The following is a 19867-nucleotide window of genomic DNA, read 5'->3' as shown; positions in this document are numbered from 1 at the left end:
GTCGCGGGCGTCGGTCTTGGCCTCGCCGGGGTAGAGATCAGCGATTCGCCGCATCGTCAGGCCCGGCAGATAGGCGACACGACAGCCGGCGTCACGAGCCACCGCCAGAGGCAGTGCACCTATGGAAGCAGGCTGGTCCACGACCACCAGGACGGTGCCGTGCTTGGCCTGGAGCTTGGCAAAGACCTCGCGGAGCTTCGGCTCGGTGTTGGGCAGCCGCTTGTCGAAGGCCTTCTTGCCCTCCGGGGTGAGCGCCGTCGCATGATGTTCGCCCTTGCCGACGTCCAGACCCAGATAGACGCCGATGTCACCCTCACCAGCCACCACGTGCTTGCTCCCGTATCCGCGTTCTTCCCGGCCTCACCTGCGGCATCAGCGTGCCGGCATCCACGTTACGAAGAGACTGCCTCACCCGGTCCGGGATCGGCGCTCATGCCCCTAATCAGCGGTCTGCCAATGCCTCCGGCACCCGGTGACACCACCTTTTCGATCATCATCGACTGGGGGATCAAGTCATGCCGGGGCCGGAGGCCGGGAGCCTCATTGCGAGGCCACGAAGAAGGTAACTGTGAGAGTAGAGCTGCGGCCCGGGTTGGGCTGCTGTCAGGATCGACGCCGACGTTCCGGCATGACTCACAAGGTAACTGACGGCTCATCAGAGCGTGTCGTGCCCCCGAGATGTCTGCTGGGCGTCGGTGTCGGCCTGGCCCACCCCGTTGGCTTGATCAGCAGCCTGTCCGCCATTTCGACGTGACTCATCACAGTTCTGCCACGCGGTGACTCCACCCAGGCCGACGCCGACCATGGCCGTCCCGCCCATGAAGGAGAACAACCACGTGACCATGCTCGTAGAACAGGTCGACGGCGTCATCGGCGTCGACACCCACCGTGACACCCTCGCCGCTGCGGCCGTGAGCCCCATTGGTGCCGTCCTGGCCAGCACTGATGCCCCCGCCAACGCCCGTGGCTACCGTCGGCTGCTGGACTTCGCCCGCGAGCACATCCCCGGCCGTCGTTGCTGGGCCCTGGAAGGCATTGGGTGCGGTTCCTTTCGAGTGACGGCCGCGATCAAGTTGTGAGGTCATAGTCCCGCTGGTGAGTGGGGCAGGCGTCATGCCGGAAGACCATGCGGCGGGGAACCGTGCTGCGTCGGGATACTGGGCGGGTGAGCGACGCCATGGCTGAGTACGAAGCGGATACTGAACAGTTGATGCGAAGGGTCTATCTCGGCGTGCGCGAGGACAGCCTTGACCCACAGGACGTCGTCGCTCTCGCCTGCGAACTGCTCGGCTGGTTCCATCACACCGACGCCATCCTGGAGGTCGTCGAGCGGAACCCGGCCGAGGTGCCGCAAGCGGAGATGACTGCCCTGGCCCGGCGGATCCTTGACGACGTGGGCTTCGATCCCGGCTTCGACCTCGCTCCCGAGCGTTTGGAGACGTTGCGTGCTGCGCTGCGAATCGTGACTCGCGATCTGCCCACGCGTGGAATCGAGGGCGAACCGGAGATCGAGATCCTGGAGGACTGGTTCCCGGTGGGAGCCGGTGTCCGTCTTGCCGACGGCGAACGACTCAACTGGGGCGGCCCCATCCTGCCGAACATGTGCGACGACCCGGCCATGGCCTTGGCCAGCCTGGCGATCCTGATCCAGGAGAGCCTGCTCGAATGGACCTGGGAGGTCTGGCCGGTGTGCCCCGGGCATGACCTCGGTGTCCACGGCTCGGAGCGGGATCGCGAGGCTGTGTGGTGGTGCGCAGGCGATGGCGGACACATACTGGCGCCGGTCGGCGAACTCGCGAGCGCTCTCGGCCGCCGTCGCCCCAAGTAGGGTCGGATGGGCGTGCAGTTCGTTTCGGACAACCGCCGGGATCAGGCGGTGGGTGCGTGGTGGTCCCGCTGGTCGGGTGCGGGGTAGAGGCGTTCGTGTTCGCGGGCGGCGTGGTAGCGCCAGTAGGGGTCGAAGTCTCCGTTGGCGAGGACGGCACGCAGTCGCAATACGGCTTCCGCTCCGTGAAGACCCCAGCGGGCGCCGGTGATGTCGAGGCGGTCGGCGATCAGATGGCGGCAGGCGCCCTCGACCGCGCCGGTGGCGATCGGCCAGCCGTTTTCCAGCGCCGTGTCGTAGCGAAGCTGGTCAAGGTGGCCAGTCAGGTAGCGGTCGCAGGCGTCGACAGCCTTGCGCCGGGCAGCCGGCAAGTGTTCCCGCTCCGCCTGGCTGATCATTTCGGCAGCGGTGTGCGCAGCTTGACCTGCGAGGATGGCGGTAAGACGGTCGGCGGCCCATGCTTCGGCTTCGGTGGTGCCGGGTTTGTAGAAGGCGTGGGCGGCGGCCCAGACGTACTCGGCGACGTGTACGAAGTCCAGCAGGATGTGGACCGTGACGCCGCGGCGGCCGGTCTCTGCACTGATCAGGTCGAGTTGGTGGCGGGCGCCGTCGACCAGCACGACCCACGGCCGCAGATGCTTCGGGTCACGGGCCTCGGCCTGGTCGAAGGCGTCGGAGATCACCTCCTCGGGCGAGCGGACCAGCGAGGCGGTGCACCACTTGTTCTCGGCCCGCGGTCCCGGCCGGGCGGGTCGCTCGCCGCTTCGGCCGCCGGGCGGGTGGATCACGTCGTGCGGACGTCTGGGGGCGGGACGTGTGTCGAAGACGCAGGCCACCGTCGCCATCCGCTTCCGGTTCGGCTTCTCGCCCGGCGCAAGCCGGCCGCGATGACCGACCGCCGCTTTCGCGGCGGCCCTGCGGGTGGCCTCCCGCAGGGCCTCAGGCCGCATGACCACGCCCTTGCCGTCCGCCTGGATCACCAGCGGCATCATGCGGCTGCACGGGATCGGGATGTGGGTCCGGTAGAAGCCCTCGAGATCGACCGCGGCGGCGACCACGAGCTCTTCCAGCCGGCGTTTGCCGAGCACGTTCCCGCAGCGGCGTGTCACGGCATCGTGGGCCTGGTCGAACGAGCCGCGGACGGCCTCGGTCACCGCGAGCCGTCGTAATCCCGTCGAATGCCGGCCCGTCGGCAGCGACAGCACAGCGTCGGCGGGGTGGACGTTGCCCACGCCCGGGCCCCGGTGGGCGACTCTGGCGACGCGGACCATCCCGAACACGGTGGCCAGCCACCGCGAGTGTCCCGTCTCACGCCAGGGCCGCACCCTGCCTTCCGGCCCCACCACAACCGGCCCGATACCGGAACGAACCTGTCCCTTCTCCCGCGCCGCGCGCAGGTCGAGGTGGTCCTGCAGCAGCAGACGAAGCAGCTCCCGCCCGGCCGCGTCGAGGTATTCCTCCAGCTCAGTGTGGGTCCATGTGCCCGCATCGCTGCCCGACAGCGTGGCGGTCAGCGTCTCGAAGGCGCTGAGGGAGTCGGCAAAGGGGTCAGCGGTGGCATGAGTGTCGTACGGTGTCATCTCCAGGGCTCTTCCCGTCCAGCATCGATTGGGTCGCACCTTCGAATGTAGGCGGGGAAGAGCCCTGCTGTTAACGGGAGTTGGGCGAGATGGTCCCGCGGCGGCGGGCCGGGGTGAACATGCCTGGGGTGTCCTCGTCCAGCCAGCCCCGTTCCACCAGCCGCTTCAGCTTCGCCCTCGTGCCCTCGATCTTCCCGGTCTCGGCCGGCAGCCCTATCCTCGGCACGACCTGCTTGGCGCGGACCGGCCCCGGCGCGTCCGCCACCACCTCCATGATGTCCCGATACACCCGTGGCAGGGTCTCCGACCCCATTCCGGGCTGCCAGTTCGGTACCGTCAGAACCCCGATGACCTGCCGCTCGGCCCCTGCATACGCCGACGTCATCGGCACATCAACAGGCGCTTGTCCGGCATCGACGGCCGCCACCGACCTCTCCGGTCCCATCTCCGCGAGCACTTCCGCGACCGTCTCCCGCGCGATCCGCAACCGCTCCAGCCCCTCCCTGGCCATCTCCAGCTTCCCGGACAGCTCGGCGAGTTCGGCTTCCAACTCCTCCACCCGAACCCGGGCGGCTACCTCGCGCGCTTCCAACTCCTCGAACAGCGAGCCCATCCGCCACCCCTCCTCCACGACCACGGTAGAGACGAACGGCCCTGAACGCAGCCCCGCTCAGTGCTTTTCCAGCTCAGCCCTTCCCTTCAGAGGAACCGCACCCATCGACGTTGAGATCCTCCAACGCACCCCGGGGACCGGGGGATTCATCCCGATCCCAAAACGCTGGACGGTCGAGCGGACTTACGCCTCGTTCATGCTCCACCGCTGCCTGGCCCGCGCCTACGAGACCCTCCCTGGCCGGTCCGAAGCCATGATCCACCTCACCATGCGAGCTCATGTCCCGCAGCCTCACCGGCGAGACACCATGTCCTGGCGCGACCCGACATCAGCAGACCAAGACCGCATACGAGATATAATGGCGGGAGAAAACAACCTCTCATCCGGTTCTGCTTGTTGCGTCAGGAGCCGATGACTGCAGAGACGGCACGTCTGGAGAGGCCTCGCAAGCGACGTTCCTCCTCAGGTTTGATGCCCATGCGGTTGAGGTGAAGGTGCAGACACCGATGAAGGGCGTGGGCAACTGGCCGCTCCCGGGAAACCTCGAACAGATCGCGAGTTTGTAGCGCGGTCAGATCGTTTCGCAGCTCCCGCATGGACCCAAGCCAGTCTAGTACGGGCAGGTCAGGGCCAGACTCCGGTTCGGCTGTGTGTAGGCGGCGGGCCATGCCGACCAGGTCATCACGAGACGCCCGCCATGCCGCTTCATCTTCAGCGGCCAGTTTCCTGCTGGTGTTTGCCGGTGGTAGGGACACATGGGTGGCCAAAGTCATCACCATTGCGGTGGATAGCCGTTGGGGGAGAGGCAGGGGCACTGTCTGCAGGGCGATCCGCGCCGAGTCGCAGAAGTGTCTCTCCACCGTTGCCAAGGAGAGGCCGCGTCCGAAGGACGCACATTCCGGGACGTACTTCTCGAAGGAGATCGTATCCGGAGATCGGAGATACGGCTCGTAGCCCTCAAGTGCCTCTAGACCGGCGAAATGGGCGGCCCAGTCTTTGTAGGAGGTTTGTGTGACCAGGTCCCGTGAAGGGTTCGCCCGCAGGTATGCGGAGAGCTCGTCAGCCAGCTCCGACCGGACGCGGTCGGAATGTTCGGGAATTGCCTGCACCCTGACCCGCAGATGTGGACCGCCCTCCCAGTAGCGCAGGTAAAAGAAGCCCCGAATCAGCTGCTGCTTGCTGAGTCTATTGACCAGCGGAACTACTGCGTCGGTGAGGAGGGTGTCGAGGTCGTCGTGGCGGAAGACGTGGGCACTGGTCCAGGACAGCGTCGCGTGGTCTTCATGAGAACCTGTGGGGCGTTTCACGCGTGGGTGTCCAGGTATTCGTTGAGCCAGCCGATTGCCGAGAAGCCATGGTGTTCCTCGATGGCATTGGCAGCCAGATGACAGAGCAGATAGCGGGCCCGTGGCGGGATGCCCATACGGGTGAGCTGTAGGTAGCTGAGGGCCAGCACCATACGGTAACGGTGAAAGTCGGTACTTCCCATGATGTTTTTGAGATACGACTCGTTCTGGAAGGCGCGGCGGAGGTAGTCGGGAAAGGTGGGGTGTGCCAGGAAGGACTGGCGCGCGTCCTCGGAAAGCCCCAGGACACCGCTACGGACCGTCGGCTCTGCCCGCTCGATGCATTGCCGGAGTATCGCAGCCCAGTCGGTTACCAGCGGCAATGGAGTTGCCGCTGTACCGTTCAGGGTGGCCACCATGGCGGTCATCAGGTCCGCGATCGTGGCACGATGCAGGGCGTACTGTCGGTCGAAGACCGCGCGGGCGGCTGCTGGGTCGGCGCAGTCGCTGAGGAAGCCTTCTGCGTGACTGCGGAATGAGCCAGCGTTACGACGCATCCCCCCGATGGCTTCTGCAGTGGTGAGTAGTAGCAAGAGGCCCGTGAGGTCTGTTGGTCGGTTGCTGTCCTTCATGTGGCGCACCGTCTTCAGGAAGAACGGGTTGCTATCCACGTAGAAGTCGGTGACGAGCTCTTCGATCGGAATGCCTCCCATTTGGTTGGCGCGGGAGACGAAGTTGGGGTATGTGACGGTGTTGTCCGGTATCCACGGGGTGAGCGGACCGTCTTCCTCCTCTAGTGCGGCAAGGTGCCTGTGCATAGGGATTGCCGCATCGGGGTCGAGTCGGTTCCTGGAGGGGTGTTGTTCGAGATAGCCGCCGATGCCACGGTCGATGGCGGGGCGCACGTGTCGTGTCCACGCGTCCGCAGAGGCCGAGACGGTGACTCGTAGGTGTGGACCGCGCCTCCAGTGTGGGACGACGTAGGCGGCATTTACGTTGTCCCGGATCTCGTACAGGAGAGGTTCCATGGCGTCGAGCAGCAGCCCGGAGCGGTCAGGGGAGTAGTAGTAGACATGGGCGGTGTGCCAGTTCGCCGACTGGGTCATCCGGGCCTCCGGGCGAGATCGAGGACCAACTCCGTGACGTGAGCTCCGTCGACCCCGTAGAGCGGAGCGTGTGTTGTCTCCGGGAAAACTTCTTCCAGGATCAGGGTTCCGTCTCCCTGCCGCAGGGAGCGGATCAGGGACTGTAGAAGGAACCAGCTGGCCGCGTCGACGAAGACCGGTTTGAAGCTCTTGCCGTGGGGGCCAAGTCGGCCGCCTTCGTCGATGATCCTGGCGAAGAAGCGTCTGGGCAGGTGCTGCATTTTGAGCCAGCGGGCGAGCCGGAGCAGGTAACGGGCGTCACCTTCGGCACGACCGGGTTGGGGGAAGGAGGATGTCGGCATGCGCCAGGACTCCCGGGCGACTGTAACGGAGCCGATGACGAGCCGTGGCCGGTGCACGATCGTGTCCTGGGCCAGTACCTGATTGCGGTCCCGCAGAGCCCAGCTGTTGCCCAGTGCCGCGGGATGGACTCCGAACACCTGGATCATCAGAGCTTGCGCGGGCGGTAGGAAAGACAGGGTCATCAGTCCGCGGTGTACAGGGCGGACAAGGGTGCCGTCAGGGGTGTGCAGGCGTAGGAGTCCTGAGTCGGCGTGGTAGGCGACATTCAAGTCTGCCAGCCGGACGCCCGGGGGAACCGAACAGGCGCCGTGCGGATAGTCGATGCCTCGCAGGACCTGAGGCCTCAGGTTGATGTTGCTGTCCGCGTCGGTTCGGAATTCGGCGAGGTCGGGCTGGGCTGCAAGCTCTGCTGCAGGTGAGCCGAGGAGGTGCTGGATCCTGCCGATGCCGGTGTTTGGACCTGTCACGATCATGTTCGAGACGAAGATTGGGGCGTCGGGTTTGCCGGCGAGCTGGCCGTAGCAGCAGACCGGTCCGCTGACGCCTACGTAGGAGGGTCGGTTTGTGATGAGTTCACGGGCAGCGGCACGTGGAACTGGATTGGTGCCGTAGGCATTCAGCGTTTCCCGGGTCTGTCTGCGTAGTTGGAGCAGTTCTGTGAGACGTGGCCCGAGCTGGTGAGAGGTGTCACCGTCCGTGTCGAGGGGGGAGGGTCTGCGGTGCAGAAACCTTTCCACAGTTGGGTGGCCGGCCAGGACCGCCGGGTCGTGCAGCTCGCGGTAGAACCTTAGGAAAGGTACCGACACCCCATCGTCGTGAAGCGCTCGGAAGAGATCGGTGGCCGCGAGTTTGGCGGGCAGGCTCGGATCGTAGAGGGCGTAGACGTCACAGACGACGCTCAGGTCTTCGCAGATCTGACGGAGCGCTGGGCGTGACAACTTCACCACTGGGTCGGGCAGGACTGCGCTCTCGTGCAGTAGGTGCCCGCTAATTGCCGCGTCATCGGATGAAAGGCGGGGGGCATTGCGACGCCAATCCAACCTGTTCCCGGTGGTGCAGTGGGCATAGGAGCGTGTGGACGTGTCGAGCTCCTGCAGCCGTGTGAGCAGCGGGTTGTCCGGGGCATGCTTGCTCACCCAGTCCAGGAGGTCGCCTGTAGCGTGCAGGGACCGGTCGGTGTACGGTCTGCAGCGTTCGACGAGCCCGCTGTCGAGTAGGGCGTCGAGGAACTGCTCGGCTTGTTGTGACTCGGTGATGTCTGCATGTTTCGTGGTCAGTTTGGCGATCACGTTAGCTCGGGTTCCCCCGGGGGCGGAGGAGACGGCTTCGAGGACTCGGCGGAGTCCGGGCCCGTAGGGGAGGCAGTTGATGGGCTCGCTGGTGCCTTCGCCAAGGAACCAGATGTGGTTTCCTTCCCGTGTCGCGGAGGGATTGACCCGTAGTTTCACCGCGTCGCGTGCAGTCGGCCAGGTTGCGAGGGAGGCCCATAGCCCGTTCAGATAACGCCGGTCCACTTCTACGACTCCGTCAATGCGGAGCGTTTCGGCGAAGGACGCCGCTTCGTTTGTGTGCGTCCATTGGCCTAGGCCGCTTGCGGTGAAGGTCGCGTACGGGCTGGTCTTCATCGCGGCACGGGCCACGTATTTGGCCAGTCTCAGGAGGACGCGGCGTTCGGGAGCCGTTCCGTCGGGTGTAGCGAGCCAGCGGTCCAGGTGGTGGGACAGGGAGGTACTGCTCTGGCCCACTCCTTGACGGAAGGCGTCCAGAGCGGCCGCTGCGCGGAGCGCTTCTGTACGTTCGACCACTTCTCCTGCGAACAGGGGTGCAACGGTGGCCTCCAGGTCGGAGAGGCGACCGCGCAGGTCACGCCAGGCGGTGACGCTGACTTCCAGGGGCGCGGGCAGCGTCGCGCGGACCTGTGGGGACCAGAGTCGTGGAGGGGAGAGCTGCGCTCTGAAGAGGTCACGCCGCAGTGCGACGAGGTGCGGCCGCAGGGGGGAACCGGGGCGTGAGCCGATGACGGGGTGCAGTGCGTCGGCCAGACGCGATGCTTCCGTAGCGACCTGGTCGGATAGGTGCAGGATTTCCGTCACCCGGGCCCAGGTACGGGAGAAGCACAGTGCTTCCACGTACTCTGTGGCGATCGCGGCCACGCGCACACCGAAGAGCGGTCCTGCTTCGAACACCATGATGCCCCTCTTTGCCGGATTGCTGTGGGGTGCTCCGGCTTACGCCGGAGCACCCGTTCACCTTGCTTCGAGGGTCAGACGAGGTCGTCTTCGTCTCCGAAGAAGCCGGTCGTTGAGCTAGGGGTGCAGCGTCCGCAGACGGAGGAGCCGGCCAGCTCGGTCATGGCGTGGCCATCCGTGAGGTTCTGGGGTAGGCCGTCGGTGGAGGAGACGCTGATGCTGCTCACCGTCAGCTCGGACAGGTCGAAGAGCGACTGGACGGACATGTGTCTCTCCTTGTTACTCGTGTTCGTTGCACCGGCTGGTCCAACGTGTAGGGGAGCGGCGCTCTGGCACTGCGCCTATGAACAGGGCGCTCAGCCCGCGCCAGGACGGATCCGGTAGCCCGAGAGCTGTGTCCGTCCGGGGGTGGCAGAAGTCGGAGTGGATGCGGGATGTCAGCCCGAGGGCGGCTGCAGCGAGCGCCGCATGCTGGGTGACGATGCCAGCCTCGATTTGTTGGATGCGGTACCACGCGTCACCGTATTGCTCGACACCTGCGAACGGGTGGCCTGCCGGTACGACGACGATGGCGGCCTCGCCGAGGGCAAGTGCCGCAGCGTCGAGGGGGCCCGGGGCTGGGAGCGGTGCGGCATCTCCAGGGCAGCGGGTGAGTCGTCCCTGGTGGTAGCGGTAGCCGCCGCGGCCGAGGCCGGCCACTCGCAGCACCACGACGTACAGAGCGCACGTGATAAGTCCACTGGAGGTGCCGGGTAATGCACTGGAGTAGCCGCGTTCGGCAGCGTGGAGGAGCCCTGCGCACTGGCGCGCCTCGATGGGCACGGGGGCGAAGCCAGCAGGCGTGGATGCCCTGCGGTTGATGCCCCGGTGCAGCTGGATGGGCGCTGGGGGTGGCAGGGACAGTGAGGGACCGCTCGGTGGCGGTATGGCAGGCGGCGGACCGCCGGTTCCCAAGCGGGGAGCGGTGTGCAGTGCCAGCAGATGCGGCAGGGTCCTGTTTATCGCGGGCAGAGCTTCGGCAGCAGTGAGTCCTTCGCCGGCGAGGTTGGGGGGGTGCTTCGGAGCTGGATGTGACGCCTCGCCGGAATGTGTCATGCCGTGAAGGCTCAGGAGTGTCATGACTCCCTCCGCGTCTGCGTCGAGACCGAGGAGCCGTGTGGCGGCCGGGCCGTCGAAGTGTTGGATCACCTTGCCGAAGGCGCCTTGTTCCTCTGCGAGCGTCAGGAACTGTGCGGCGAGCGCTCCGGTCTCCTGGCACTGGAGTTTGTAGGCGAACTCCCCGTAGCGGATGCCTGTACGCCAGAATACGCAGGTGAGGATGATCACCAGATCGGGTCTGTCGCTGCTGAGGGCTTGGCGGTAGTCGCCTGCGCGTACCTGTTCCAGAGCGTGATGTGCAGGGTGGTAGTGATGGAGTCCTGAGCCGTCGGCCAAGTAGGCCTCGATGGGGTACCGGGCCCCGCCAGAGGGGACTGGGCGGCAGCCCGATACGACGCTGGTGCCTGGGCGTATCGTCTGGTCCCATCCCACCCTTGTAACACCCAGTAGCCGGCGGAGGAGGGGACCAGGAGTGCCGGCGAGCTCCCCGAGTGCGACACGCGTGGTGTTTGCGTACTGCTTGAACGCTGGCGCCGCCGGGGTGTCCGTGTCGACCTCGTTCCTCTCACCCAGGGCGGCCAGGAACCTCTGGATCGCCGTGCCCCTCATGAGAACGGGTGGGGGTCGGCGTTGAGTTCATCGGGCGAGAGTCTGCCGACCCTGTAACCGAGCTGCTCAGGAACCGTCAGCAGTCTCGGTAGATTTGCTGTCCTACGGTAGGGGTGGCCGAATGCCATGGGAACGGTGCCCGGGACGAGGACCTTCGCGGACCGCAGTCCTCCTGCCGACTGCTCGGTTGAGGTGGTGTCAACAGCGATAACATCCAGGCCCGTCGCGAGGTAGCGCGCGGTGAGCTCGTCGAGGTCAGCTGACAGGTCGTCGTACTTGGGCCAGGAAGCTTGGGCGGTGAGGGAGTCCAGTGTCACCCGTGAGTTACTGAGGGTGAGGAAATCGGTCCGGGACCGGCTTCCAGGATGGGTGTAGAGGGCAGCGTGCTGGTCCATGCTGATCAGCAATGAGGGATCGTCCAGCAGCGGTGCCACCACGTCCGGCGTGTAGCGAGCGCGAAGTCCGTATAGAAGTGGCCCTAGTTCCCGCAGCGCCGACAGTATGGCCCGTTCGGGTGCGAGGTGGGCGGCAGCGGCGAAAGCCGATGCAGGGCCGGCTTTCTCGTCGCGATGGCGGGCCAACGTGACGACAGCGGGGATGCGCTGCTCCATGAAGGCGGCCAATACGGTGACCTCACAGTCGAAGAGCTGCTCGATCAGGCCGGCAAGCACTGGGATACGCCGATCGGCAGCGGATTCCAGATCCACGTGGGGCAGCGGCAGTCGGCCATACCACGCCATTAGGAATGCATCGCGCTCGGCCACCTCAAGCAGTCCATAGAGAACCGCCTCCTCAATGGTGGATCCCAGCGCACAGCCATTGGATGTTTCGCCGAACCACGCCGGAGTGGCGTCGACCCCGTAATAGGCAACTGATTCTGGTACGAGCAGTGCTTTCCCCTCGCCAAAGGAGTGGGCCCAGACCCAATTTGTCTCATGGTGGGGCGAAAAGAGAGTGTAAGGGTATCCGTGTATAGAATATAATTCATCGGCCGGGGTGCCTAGCGTGCGCGGGTCGAGGGCTCGCTCTGCCAGCTCAGCGTAGGAGCCGCGTATGACGGTGCGACGACCGAGCGGGCGCTCGGCAGCCTGGCGTTCGAGAGCCTCGGCGACAGCCATGACCTTGGCGGTATCGGAGTCTTCGGCCCGTCCGTAGCCGTGCTGGGAATCATCGGCATCCTGTCCGGTGGCCCGACGCGCTACCGCAGTGGACACGCCGCCCAGCCAGGCTGAGTCCAGTGAGCTGATCAGTCCGGTCTCAGCGTCTACGTAGAGGTCACGCAATTGGCTCGCCTGCTCATTGATGTCCCTCAGTCGAAACGTGTCAGAGGTGGCTTTGGGTAGCCGGACGCGAGGCCACTTGGCGGCGAGTTCCGTGTCTGGAGGAAGGTCTGCGCAGCGCGGGCAGGACGGGTCCGCCAAGAACGGATGGCGGCGCATTGTCCCATCCAGAAAGGACATGCGTAAGACAGCACCCACCGTACGGGTGTTTGTCGGCGCGAACTGATCCATCACCAGTGTGCCAACGGTGTTGAGAATCGTCGGCGGTATGACCATGTTCCCAGCTGGTTGTGGCCAGCGCCGACGTAGTTCTTGTCGCGGCGTGGTGTCTTCCCGGTTGCGGTGGCGCCTGCGCGCCACACACAGAGCACATCCAGGAGTACCAGGAAGCGTCAGCGGACCGATGGTGATCCATCCTGGCTCCGACCGAATGGGTAGCCAGGGAATCCCCTCGGCGGCTGTGCGAGCGTGGATCTCCTGCAACGGGATGTCGACCGCGACTGCGCCATTATGGATGTCGGAGCTCAACGCGGCCACCGAGCCGATGCGGGTGAACGGCAGTGAGTCGGCGAGGGGGCCGCGGCCCAGTACGGCGGTGGAGCGAGGGTCAGTCATCACAGAGCACCACCCGGGCTGCGAAAGCGGGACCTATCCTCGGCAATGGAATTGCGACAGGCGAGAGTTCAGTGACTCGCTGGAGCGCCCGCGTGAAGGAGTCGACGCCATGTCCGCAGTCCATGGGCTCCGGCCACCGAGCAGCGTGTCCTGCTAACTGTGGCTGGCCCGCCAGCTGCGCCTGCCAATACAGCAGTGCCCGCTCCATGACACGAGCCTGCGCCTGACCGGGCGTGGCGGCGACCGCTCGTGCGATCACCATGCCGTTGACCGACACTGTGTAGGCGGGCAGTCCCAGGACGCCGGTCAGTTCGTGGACTTGGTAGCGTTCACCAGTGAGATCCAGCAGGCGTGTACATTCGGCGGGGAGTGTCACGGGCGGTCCGGATCGGTCTGCCAGTAATGCCTCGCAATGTGCCAACAGACCGGCCTCTACCGCCTCGCCCCATGTCTGTCCGGCAGCCACACCGACTAGCGAATCCGTCGGCACGACCCTGCGCTGACTACCGTCCACGAGGCACGTTCCCCATGCGGCCTCACGAGCCAGCAATGCCGCGTGCACTGCCAGTGCTGACATTGCGGCGCGCGCTCGGGCAGTCTGTCCATCCGTGCCCCAACCGAGAACGGGGATATGCTGGCTGGGCTGCAACGGGGCGGGGATAGTGGCCATGCAGGTGGGTAAGGGTAACTGTGGCAAGTCCTGTGCGCTCAAATCGTGGAGCGGTCCGAGATGGGGGTCTACGAGTTCTTCGACGCCGCCCAGGAGAGCCGCCAGCCTGACCCGGGGTTCCGCCTCGAATGAGGAGACTGCGGCGCGCGAATGCTCTGGGTGACGTGCAGGGTCTTCGGCGGGACGACGGAATCGGTGAGTCGTGGTTTCCAGGGTCTGCACATCGAAACGATGCAACATCGTGCTCGTGTCGGCGTCAGAGAGAACACGAGGATGATTGTTCTGGGTGCCGGTCAAGTGACGGAAACAGGAGAGAGTAGTCTGGGCGGCGATCAACTGCGGGACGCTTCCGGTCAGCCAGCTGCTGTCCCCGGGCTCCGGCATGACCGGTAGCCGATACCATGCCGGGCCAGCGGCGCGTTCGGCCGTCAGCACGCCGGTGAGCCATACCTCATGGGTGCGCACCCATGCCTGTGCCAGCGGCACACCTGCTCGGGCACACATGGCGCTGGACCGTGCCAGGCGAGCGGGGTCGTCTCCGGTTTCGACTTGCACCACGACGTTGTACTTGGTGATCCAGGCTGCGGTTTCGTCTGAGAAATCAAAGCTCTCGGCGGAGTCGAGGTATTGCCAGCCGCTTTCCCGTCCTGCACGACTGATTGCGGATGCAACCGGGCTGTCACCGGTCAGGAGAATGCGTGCGGTACGCAGACGCTGGAAGCGTGCCTCCGCGGAGTCGTGCCGATAGCGTATGAAGGCGATCTCGCCTGCGTAGCGTTTCAGTTCGGACTCGCTGAGCGTGTGTGGCGCTTCCTGTCGGGAGTCCATGATGAAATGGTTTTCCAGCAAGGTGTCAGTGAGCTGCCTGATCAACTGCTGGTGAGGGCTGGGCAGTCCGGCCGCGATCTCCGCGAGGCTCCGAGTGCCGTCCCAGTGCGGCGCGAGACGATGTATCCACTGGTATGCGTGCTCTCCGGTGACTACACAACTATTCTGCTCGCTTTGGATGTACACGCCGCCTTGACACTCGACGTACCGGACGTCGTCCAGTAGGCGGGGGTACAGATCTGATGAGGCTCCGATTGGCAGGTCATCCATGAGGCCCACACCTATGCTGGTGCTCGCAACCGGCGCCCCTTCTTCGACCTGTTGCCATGACCGTCATTCGACTGCGTGGCATATGGAGCTTGCCCGACTGCTTCACTGACTGTCCCCCAATCACGCAACATCGAACGCAAATGGAATCCGCATGAAGTGTGCACGCTCTACTGGTCCAAGCGATAGAATATCGGCGCCATAATATCGCGACAGTGGCGCGCGCGACCGATGGGGGCGCGGCGCAGGGGTACCGCGACTTGAGGTCGAGCAATAGTCAAGGGTTGTCGGTGAGCTGATTTCAGCTGTCACTGCTGTGGTTGAAGCTGTCCCGGCAGTGGTACGGATCCAAGTGGTGCGGCCGGCTTCGGTGAGGATCTCGTTGGCCGCGATGTTCGTTCCGGCGACGGTCTTGAGTTGGAGCCAACTGGATGACGCGAGCAGGTTCTCCGGCTTCCAGGGCAGCTTGAGCGTGATGGCGCGGAAGAGTGACCACTCCCGCAGGCGCTGAGCCAGGTTGGGGCGGGTCGATCGTGGTCTGGGTCACCGCCTGGGCCCACTCCCCGGAAGACAGGCCGTGCAAATAGAGCTGCGGCGGCACTTCGGAGACCCTCGGGGACTTGCAGCACCACGGCGGAAGAATCTTCGAGGAGAACCGCTCGCGCTCGCCGATCTCATCGTCGACGCGACAGTCGTTGACCCGCGGGTCCTTGACCTCGGCCGGTCCGGCGACGGTGACCACGGTCCTCACCTTGTGGTGGCGGTTGGGAACCACGAGACGCCGGGCCGTACTCGTCGGTCTCGGCCGAGAACTCGGGCTATGCATCGGTGGACTTCCGCTTCCAGCGCGGCGGCCAGCATCCGGCGAGCGCCGCCCCGCACGATCTCGTCGATCAGGGAACCGGACTGGGTGGAGCCGTCGTGGGTGACGACGCTGAACACGGGCGTACTTTCCCGACCCGCGCTGCAACGCGGGCCTACTCGGAGACCTTACGGATCATTCGGGAAGATACGCGCCAATAGCGGCGGCAGTGGTGGCCGTCATGCGGGCCAACCGCCCAACAGATGCGCCGAGGTGACGGCTTCAAGACATGGTAAAGACATCACCCCTGCGCGAAGAATCAAACTTTCGTCTGAATATCCTCCACGGCAGGCAGTACCCAGCAACACTTACTGACCAACGCCTTGGAGACCGTCATTACCAGCAACCCCTCTCGTGTACGCCGCGGCCGCATAGCCGGCGCCGCCTTCGCATCCCTGGCACTTGCTGTCGGAGCGCTCGTCTCCGCGGCACCCTCCCAAGCCGCGTCCGAGCACAACAACCATACGCTGGCCGGCTCGCACCCGGTGTGGGCAAAGACCACGGCCGACCGTGGCGACCTTCCCGGCTCCACCAAGCTCACCATCCGGGTCTACCTGGCCGGCCAGGACCCGACGGGCTTGGCTGCGTACGCGCAGGCCGTCTCCACCGAGGGCAGCGCGCAGTACGGCAAATTCCTGACTGCGGCCCAGGTACAGCAGCGGTTCGCCGCCACCGACCAGCAGATCGCGGCCGTACGCAGCTGGCTCACTGGCTCTGGGCTGAAGGTCACCTCGACCACCAGTCACTACATCGAGGCCACCGGCACCGCGTCCGAGCATGCCAAGGCCTTCGGCACCGGCATTCACCAGTACGCCGTCGGCGGTAGTCTGCGGCATGCTCCTGCCGCCAATGTGGCGGTCCCGAGTTCGGTCTCCTCTGCTGTGCTCGGGGTCACCGGGCTGACCACTGTCACCCCGAGGGTCAAGCCGAACTCTGTCCGTGTCCGCAGCTCCGCGGCCGGGGCTGGCAGCACGCCTGGTGGCGGTATCGCCACGGAGGCTACCTGCTCTGACTACTGGGGCCAGAAGAAGGTCAACGGCGGCCCGACGGGCTATACCAAGCACAGCACCTACGACGAGTGCTCCTTCACGCCCTCGCAGCTGCGCAAGGCATATGGGGTGTCCGCCTCCGGTCTGACCGGCAAGGGCGCCACCGTGGCCGTCGTCGACGCCTACGCCTCCTCCACCATGTGGGCCGACGCCAACCAGTACGCCACCCTTCACGGTGACAAGCCGTTCAAGTCCGGTCAGTACACCGAGATTTACAACTCCTCGCAGTGGAACAGCGAGGACCTCTGCGGCGGTCCCGAGGGCTGGGCCGGAGAAGAGGCCCTGGACGTGGAGATGGTGCACGGGCTCGCCCCGAGCGCGGACGTTGTGTACGTTGGCGCCGACTCTTGCACGGACCAGGATCTCCTGAGCGCGCTGTCGACCATCGTGGACAAGCACCTGGCCGACGTGGTGTCCAACTCCTGGGGCGAGATCATGCACTCGTCCTCCGGCGACATCGACCCGGCCGTGATCGCAGCCTACGAGCAGGTCTTCGAGCTGGGCGCTGTCCAAGGCATCGGCTTCAACTTCTCCGCAGGCGATTGTGGCGACTCCTCCCCGGCCGCTGCTGCCACCGGGGTCAACTGCGACCCGTCGACCACTCGGGCGCAGGCCAACTGGCCCGACTCCGACCCGTGGGTGACCTCCGTCGGCGGCACCGCTCTCGGGACCGCCGACAAGAGCGGCAGCTATGGCTTCGAGACTGACATGGGCACTCTGCGTTCGGTACTCACCCCGGACGGCGCCAACTGGTCGCCTCTCCCGGGCTCCTTCTACTTCGGTGGCGGTGGCGGGACCAGCGAGGACTTCGCCCAGCCGTGGTACCAGCACGGGGTCGTCCCCAAGTCGCTGTCCGGTCGGCTGATGACGGGAGCCAAGTCGACCTCCGCTCGCCGCGTGACTCCGGACGTGGCGGTCAACGGCGATCTCTACACCTCGGTCCTGGTCGGCATCTCCGACGGTGCCCCCTACAGTGAGGGCGGCTACGGCGGCACCAGCGTCTCCGCACCGGAGTTCTCCGCCATCCAGGCCGACGCCATCCAGGCCAGGCACGGCCGTCCGATCGGCTTCGCCAACCCCACGTTGTACCGCCGCGCCGACAGCAAGGCCTTTCACGATGTCATCGACCAGGCCGCCACGCACAACAGGCCCGTGCTCAACGCGATCTTCGACGCCGGCGTGATCGATGGCTCCCTGCGAGCCCGCCTGGTCGCCTTCGGCGAGGACACCAGCCTCAACGCAGTCAAGGGCTACGACAACGCCACCGGCGTCGGCACGCCCACCGAGGAGTACCTGAACTCCTTCAAGTAGCCCCAACGCACCCGCAAGGGGCCCGACGGATCACACCGCCGGGCCCCGGGGCGTACAAAAGGCTCAGCGAAGAAAGTTCACGACGGCCAGCCTTGAGGATCTCATTGGCCCGCCGCAGCTCGGTGACCTCCTTCTCCAGATCCCTGATCCGCTCACGCTCCTGCTGGGCGGCAGCCGCCTGCGGATCGGCCTGAGCCTCGGCCTTCTTCACCCAGTGCCGCAGGGCCTCGGGATGAATCCCGAGAAGATCTCCGACCTCCTGGAGGATCCCCGACCGCCCCGGGGACTGCCTCTGCTTCTCGGCGACCATCCGCACGGCCCGCCCGATCAGCTCCGCTGGGTACTTCCTCTGCGCCGCCATGAGCGCATCCTTCCAAGGTTCAGCGCTCTGCACCGAACCCGGAGCGATTCAGATCGCGCCGCCCCGGCGCCCGAAGTACTTCGGGTTCGGCCGCGCGTACACCGACGGTACGGGAACGACGAACCGCATCCTGTCCACCGAGGCGACCAGGCCCCCGCCCCAGCCTTGTGCGAGGCCGTGGACGCCTGGTGGGCGATGAGGGTCGCGTTCGCGGCCCGGAAGGTTGCCAGCCTCAGGTACGATCACCACCTACTTCTGGACACCACGCTCACCCCCGACGCCTATGCGGCGATGGACTCCTGGACCCTGAAGCAGCTCGACCTCGACCCTGGGGACATCGGCGACAGCACTGATCAGAGCCTGTGGCTGGACCAGTTCCAGCACACCGGCGAGCACGGCACAGCCGTATCCTGGCCCCGGTGACCTTCACCTACAGCTGGTCGGCCAACCCGGTCGACGGCGCTGCCGACGACGTCCTGCCGCTGACCAAGCCCCGCGTGCACACCATCACCTCAGAGACCGGCGCGCAGACCACTGTCAGCTACATGGAACCAGACCGCCTCGCCAGGCAGTCCAAGCCGGCCCTCGACGCCAACACCCGGCACTGCTACCCGGTGTACCGGTCACCCAACGGCGGCCCGGACCCCCAACTGGACGGGTTCCAGAAGTACCCCGTCTCCGCCGTCACCACCATCGATCCCGCCGGCGGCTCCGAACCGGCGACCTACACCTGTACCTACTCCGGCTGTGCTTGGCACTACAGCGACGACCCCATGACGTCGGAGAAGGAACGCACCTGGCCGATCTGGCGCGAGTAGCAGAAGGTCACGCACCTCACCGGTGGCCAGGCCGATACGCAGCCCAGTATCGTCTCCGTCTTCCTACGCGGCATGAACGGCGACCGCACCCTCCACCCGGATGGAAAGACACCGAACCCCGACAAGAACAAATCCGTCACGGTCACCGGCATCACGGCCGCCGGGATCACCGACACCGACCAGTACGCCGGATTCCTCCGCAAGTCGGTCACCTACGACGGCGCCGACGAACGCTCCGGAACCGTCGACGACCCCTGGTCCAAGCGCACCGCCACCCAGCACAAGTCCTACGCCGACACCGAGGCGTACTACGGGGTGTGTCAACTTAACGGCTGATCTTGGTGGTTGAGGTTCAGTTGTTGGCCGGGGTGAGCCGGCCCTCGAAGGCGATCTGGAAGGCGTTGAGGGGGGCCTTCCAGCGCATGGTCCAGCGCTTGCGGCCCTTGCCGGTTGGGTCGAGGCTCATCAGTGCCAGGTAGATGCACTTCAGAGCGGCGGCCTCGGTCGGGAAGTGTCCGCGGGCCCGGACGGCCTTGCGTATCCGCGCGTTGACGGACTCGATGGCGTTCGTCGAGCAGATGACGGTGCGGATCTCGACGTCGAAGGAGAGGAAGGGCACGAACTCGGCCCAGGCGCTCTCCCAGAGGCGGACGATCGCCGGGTACTTCTTGCCCCAGGTCTCGGCGAATTCCAGGAACCGTGTCGTGGCCGCGTCCTCGGTCGGCGCGGTGTAGACGGGCTTGAGCGCCTTGGCGATCTTGTCCCAGTCCGCACGCGAGGCGTATCGGAAGCTGTTGCGCAGGAGGTGAACAATGCACGTTTGCACGATGGTGCGGGGCCAGACGGTCTCGACCGCGTCGGGGAGGCCCTTGAGCCCGTCGCAGACCAGCATCAGCACGTCGTCCAGGCCGCGGTTCTTCAGCTCGGTGAACACGTGCAGCCAGTATGTGGCGCCCTCGCCGCCGTCGCCGGCCCAGATGCCGAGGATGTCGCGGGTGCCGTCCACGGTCACTGCCATCACGACATAGATCGGACGGTTGGCGACCTGACCGTCCCTGATCTTGGTTCTGTCGACGATCTTGTGGTCCAGATCGGGTGAGGGCTCATCGTGCGAGTAGGACTCGTTTGCGAAGAAGGTCGAGGCCGGCTCGGCCGAAC

General features: G+C 65.6%; 19 protein-coding genes and 1 pseudogene. 6 read left to right on the top strand and 14 right to left on the bottom strand.

Annotation, left to right across the window (positions count from 1 at the left end; genetic code table 11):
• On the bottom strand, positions 1-324 hold a 324-nt coding region (locus ACIP98_RS39835), incomplete at its 3' end, for an IS110 family transposase (RefSeq protein WP_401981385.1).
• Positions 325-818: 494 nt separating this feature from the next.
• On the opposite strand from ACIP98_RS39835, the gene ACIP98_RS39830 reads away from it, so the two are divergent.
• On the top strand, positions 819-1079 hold the full coding sequence (locus ACIP98_RS39830; RefSeq protein ID WP_401981382.1) for a hypothetical protein: 261 nt from the start codon (positions 819-821) through the stop codon (positions 1077-1079).
• Positions 1080-1165: 86 nt separating this feature from the next.
• Positions 1166-1828: a hypothetical protein gene (locus ACIP98_RS39825; RefSeq protein ID WP_401981380.1), complete on the top strand. Its 663-nt coding sequence runs from the start codon at positions 1166-1168 to the stop codon at positions 1826-1828.
• A 41-nt stretch (positions 1829-1869) separates the two neighbouring features.
• Here ACIP98_RS39825 and ACIP98_RS39820 read toward each other — a convergent pair whose 3' ends face one another.
• The 10 genes from ACIP98_RS39820 to ACIP98_RS39775 form a co-directional block, all read right to left on the bottom strand.
• On the bottom strand, positions 1870-3405 hold the full coding sequence (locus tag ACIP98_RS39820) for an ISKra4 family transposase (RefSeq protein ID WP_401981377.1): 1536 nt from the start codon (positions 3403-3405) through the stop codon (positions 1870-1872).
• Positions 3406-3475: 70 nt separating this feature from the next.
• Entirely contained in the window at positions 3476-4018 is a 543-nt protein-coding gene (locus ACIP98_RS39815; RefSeq protein WP_401981375.1) for a hypothetical protein, read from the bottom strand.
• Between the two features lie 401 nt (positions 4019-4419).
• A complete protein-coding gene (locus ACIP98_RS39810; RefSeq protein WP_401981372.1) occupies positions 4420-5325 on the bottom strand; it encodes a lantibiotic dehydratase C-terminal domain-containing protein in 906 nt (301 codons plus the stop codon).
• Entirely contained in the window at positions 5322-6410 is a 1089-nt protein-coding gene (locus tag ACIP98_RS39805; RefSeq protein ID WP_401981370.1) for a thiopeptide maturation pyridine synthase, read from the bottom strand. The genes ACIP98_RS39810 and ACIP98_RS39805 overlap by 4 nt, the downstream gene beginning before the upstream one ends.
• Positions 6407-8941: a lantibiotic dehydratase gene (locus ACIP98_RS39800; protein ID WP_401981368.1), complete on the bottom strand. Its 2535-nt coding sequence runs from the start codon at positions 8939-8941 to the stop codon at positions 6407-6409. The genes ACIP98_RS39805 and ACIP98_RS39800 overlap by 4 nt, the downstream gene beginning before the upstream one ends.
• A gap of 74 nt (positions 8942-9015) precedes the next feature.
• Entirely contained in the window at positions 9016-9207 is a 192-nt protein-coding gene (locus ACIP98_RS39795) for a hypothetical protein (protein WP_401981366.1), read from the bottom strand.
• Between the two features lie 13 nt (positions 9208-9220).
• On the bottom strand, positions 9221-10648 hold the full coding sequence (locus ACIP98_RS39790) for a SagB/ThcOx family dehydrogenase (RefSeq protein WP_401981363.1): 1428 nt from the start codon (positions 10646-10648) through the stop codon (positions 9221-9223).
• Positions 10645-12543, bottom strand: a complete 1899-nt coding sequence (locus ACIP98_RS39785; RefSeq protein ID WP_401981362.1) for a TOMM precursor leader peptide-binding protein — start codon at positions 12541-12543, stop codon at positions 10645-10647. The genes ACIP98_RS39790 and ACIP98_RS39785 overlap by 4 nt, the downstream gene beginning before the upstream one ends.
• Complete coding sequence (locus ACIP98_RS39780; protein WP_401981359.1) at positions 12536-14311, bottom strand: hypothetical protein; 1776 nt, start codon at positions 14309-14311, stop codon at positions 12536-12538. Before ACIP98_RS39780 ends, ACIP98_RS39785 begins: the two co-directional genes overlap by 8 nt.
• A gap of 298 nt (positions 14312-14609) precedes the next feature.
• Complete coding sequence (locus ACIP98_RS39775; protein ID WP_401981358.1) at positions 14610-15050, bottom strand: hypothetical protein; 441 nt, start codon at positions 15048-15050, stop codon at positions 14610-14612.
• A gap of 443 nt (positions 15051-15493) precedes the next feature.
• Between ACIP98_RS39775 and ACIP98_RS39770 the strand changes: the two genes are divergently transcribed.
• Entirely contained in the window at positions 15494-17530 is a 2037-nt protein-coding gene (locus ACIP98_RS39770) for a protease pro-enzyme activation domain-containing protein (RefSeq protein WP_401981356.1), read from the top strand.
• Here the strand turns inward: ACIP98_RS39770 and ACIP98_RS39765 are convergent.
• Both ACIP98_RS39765 and ACIP98_RS39760 read right to left on the bottom strand, forming a co-directional pair.
• Positions 17523-17891 (bottom strand): transposase, encoded by a 369-nt coding sequence (locus ACIP98_RS39765; protein WP_401981354.1) that lies wholly within the window; start codon positions 17889-17891, stop codon positions 17523-17525. The genes ACIP98_RS39770 and ACIP98_RS39765 overlap by 8 nt on opposite strands.
• 54 nt (positions 17892-17945) lie before the next feature.
• A pseudogene (locus ACIP98_RS39760) lies at positions 17946-18133 on the bottom strand (Tn3 family transposase); the annotation flags it as partial.
• On the opposite strand from ACIP98_RS39760, the gene ACIP98_RS39755 reads away from it, so the two are divergent.
• From ACIP98_RS39755 to ACIP98_RS39745, 3 genes are all read left to right on the top strand, one after another.
• The gene (locus tag ACIP98_RS39755) at positions 18087-18314 is read left to right on the top strand and encodes a hypothetical protein (protein ID WP_401981353.1); all 228 of its coding nucleotides are present in this window, start codon (positions 18087-18089) and stop codon (positions 18312-18314) included. The pseudogene ACIP98_RS39760 and the gene ACIP98_RS39755 overlap by 47 nt on opposite strands.
• A complete protein-coding gene (locus ACIP98_RS39750; protein WP_401981351.1) occupies positions 18311-18709 on the top strand; it encodes a hypothetical protein in 399 nt (132 codons plus the stop codon). The genes ACIP98_RS39755 and ACIP98_RS39750 overlap by 4 nt, the downstream gene beginning before the upstream one ends.
• A 72-nt stretch (positions 18710-18781) precedes the next feature.
• A complete protein-coding gene (locus ACIP98_RS39745; RefSeq protein WP_401981350.1) occupies positions 18782-19045 on the top strand; it encodes a hypothetical protein in 264 nt (87 codons plus the stop codon).
• A 16-nt stretch (positions 19046-19061) separates the two neighbouring features.
• Here the strand turns inward: ACIP98_RS39745 and ACIP98_RS39740 are convergent.
• A partial coding sequence (locus tag ACIP98_RS39740) for an IS256 family transposase (protein ID WP_401981347.1) occupies positions 19062-19867 on the bottom strand: 806 nt, incomplete at its 5' end.

Source organism: Streptomyces sp. NPDC088354 (assembly GCF_044753585.1).
GTDB lineage: Bacteria > Actinomycetota > Actinomycetes > Streptomycetales > Streptomycetaceae > Actinacidiphila.
This window is presented reverse-complemented; position numbering and strand designations above follow the sequence as displayed.

What these genes read in the sequence shown, in the direction of transcription:
- ACIP98_RS39830 (WP_401981382.1), top strand. Translation starts at nt 819, where the DNA reads ATGAAGGAGAACAACCACGTGACCATGCTCGTAGAACAGGTCGACGGC.
- ACIP98_RS39790 (WP_401981363.1), bottom strand. Translation starts at nt 10,648, where the DNA reads ATGAGGGGCACGGCGATCCAGAGGTTCCTGGCCGCCCTGGGTGAGAGG.
- ACIP98_RS39805 (WP_401981370.1), bottom strand. Translation starts at nt 6,410, where the DNA reads ATGACCCAGTCGGCGAACTGGCACACCGCCCATGTCTACTACTACTCC.
- ACIP98_RS39795 (WP_401981366.1), bottom strand. Translation starts at nt 9,207, where the DNA reads ATGTCCGTCCAGTCGCTCTTCGACCTGTCCGAGCTGACGGTGAGCAGC.
- ACIP98_RS39755 (WP_401981353.1), top strand. Translation starts at nt 18,087, where the DNA reads ATGAGGGTCGCGTTCGCGGCCCGGAAGGTTGCCAGCCTCAGGTACGAT.
- ACIP98_RS39800 (WP_401981368.1), bottom strand. Translation starts at nt 8,941, where the DNA reads ATGGTGTTCGAAGCAGGACCGCTCTTCGGTGTGCGCGTGGCCGCGATC.
- ACIP98_RS39820 (WP_401981377.1), bottom strand. Translation starts at nt 3,405, where the DNA reads ATGACACCGTACGACACTCATGCCACCGCTGACCCCTTTGCCGACTCC.
- ACIP98_RS39780 (WP_401981359.1), bottom strand. Translation starts at nt 14,311, where the DNA reads ATGGATGACCTGCCAATCGGAGCCTCATCAGATCTGTACCCCCGCCTA.
- ACIP98_RS39765 (WP_401981354.1), bottom strand. Translation starts at nt 17,891, where the DNA reads ATGGCGGCGCAGAGGAAGTACCCAGCGGAGCTGATCGGGCGGGCCGTG.
- ACIP98_RS39745 (WP_401981350.1), top strand. Translation starts at nt 18,782, where the DNA reads ATGAACGGCGACCGCACCCTCCACCCGGATGGAAAGACACCGAACCCC.
- ACIP98_RS39815 (WP_401981375.1), bottom strand. Translation starts at nt 4,018, where the DNA reads ATGGGCTCGCTGTTCGAGGAGTTGGAAGCGCGCGAGGTAGCCGCCCGG.
- ACIP98_RS39785 (WP_401981362.1), bottom strand. Translation starts at nt 12,543, where the DNA reads ATGACTGACCCTCGCTCCACCGCCGTACTGGGCCGCGGCCCCCTCGCC.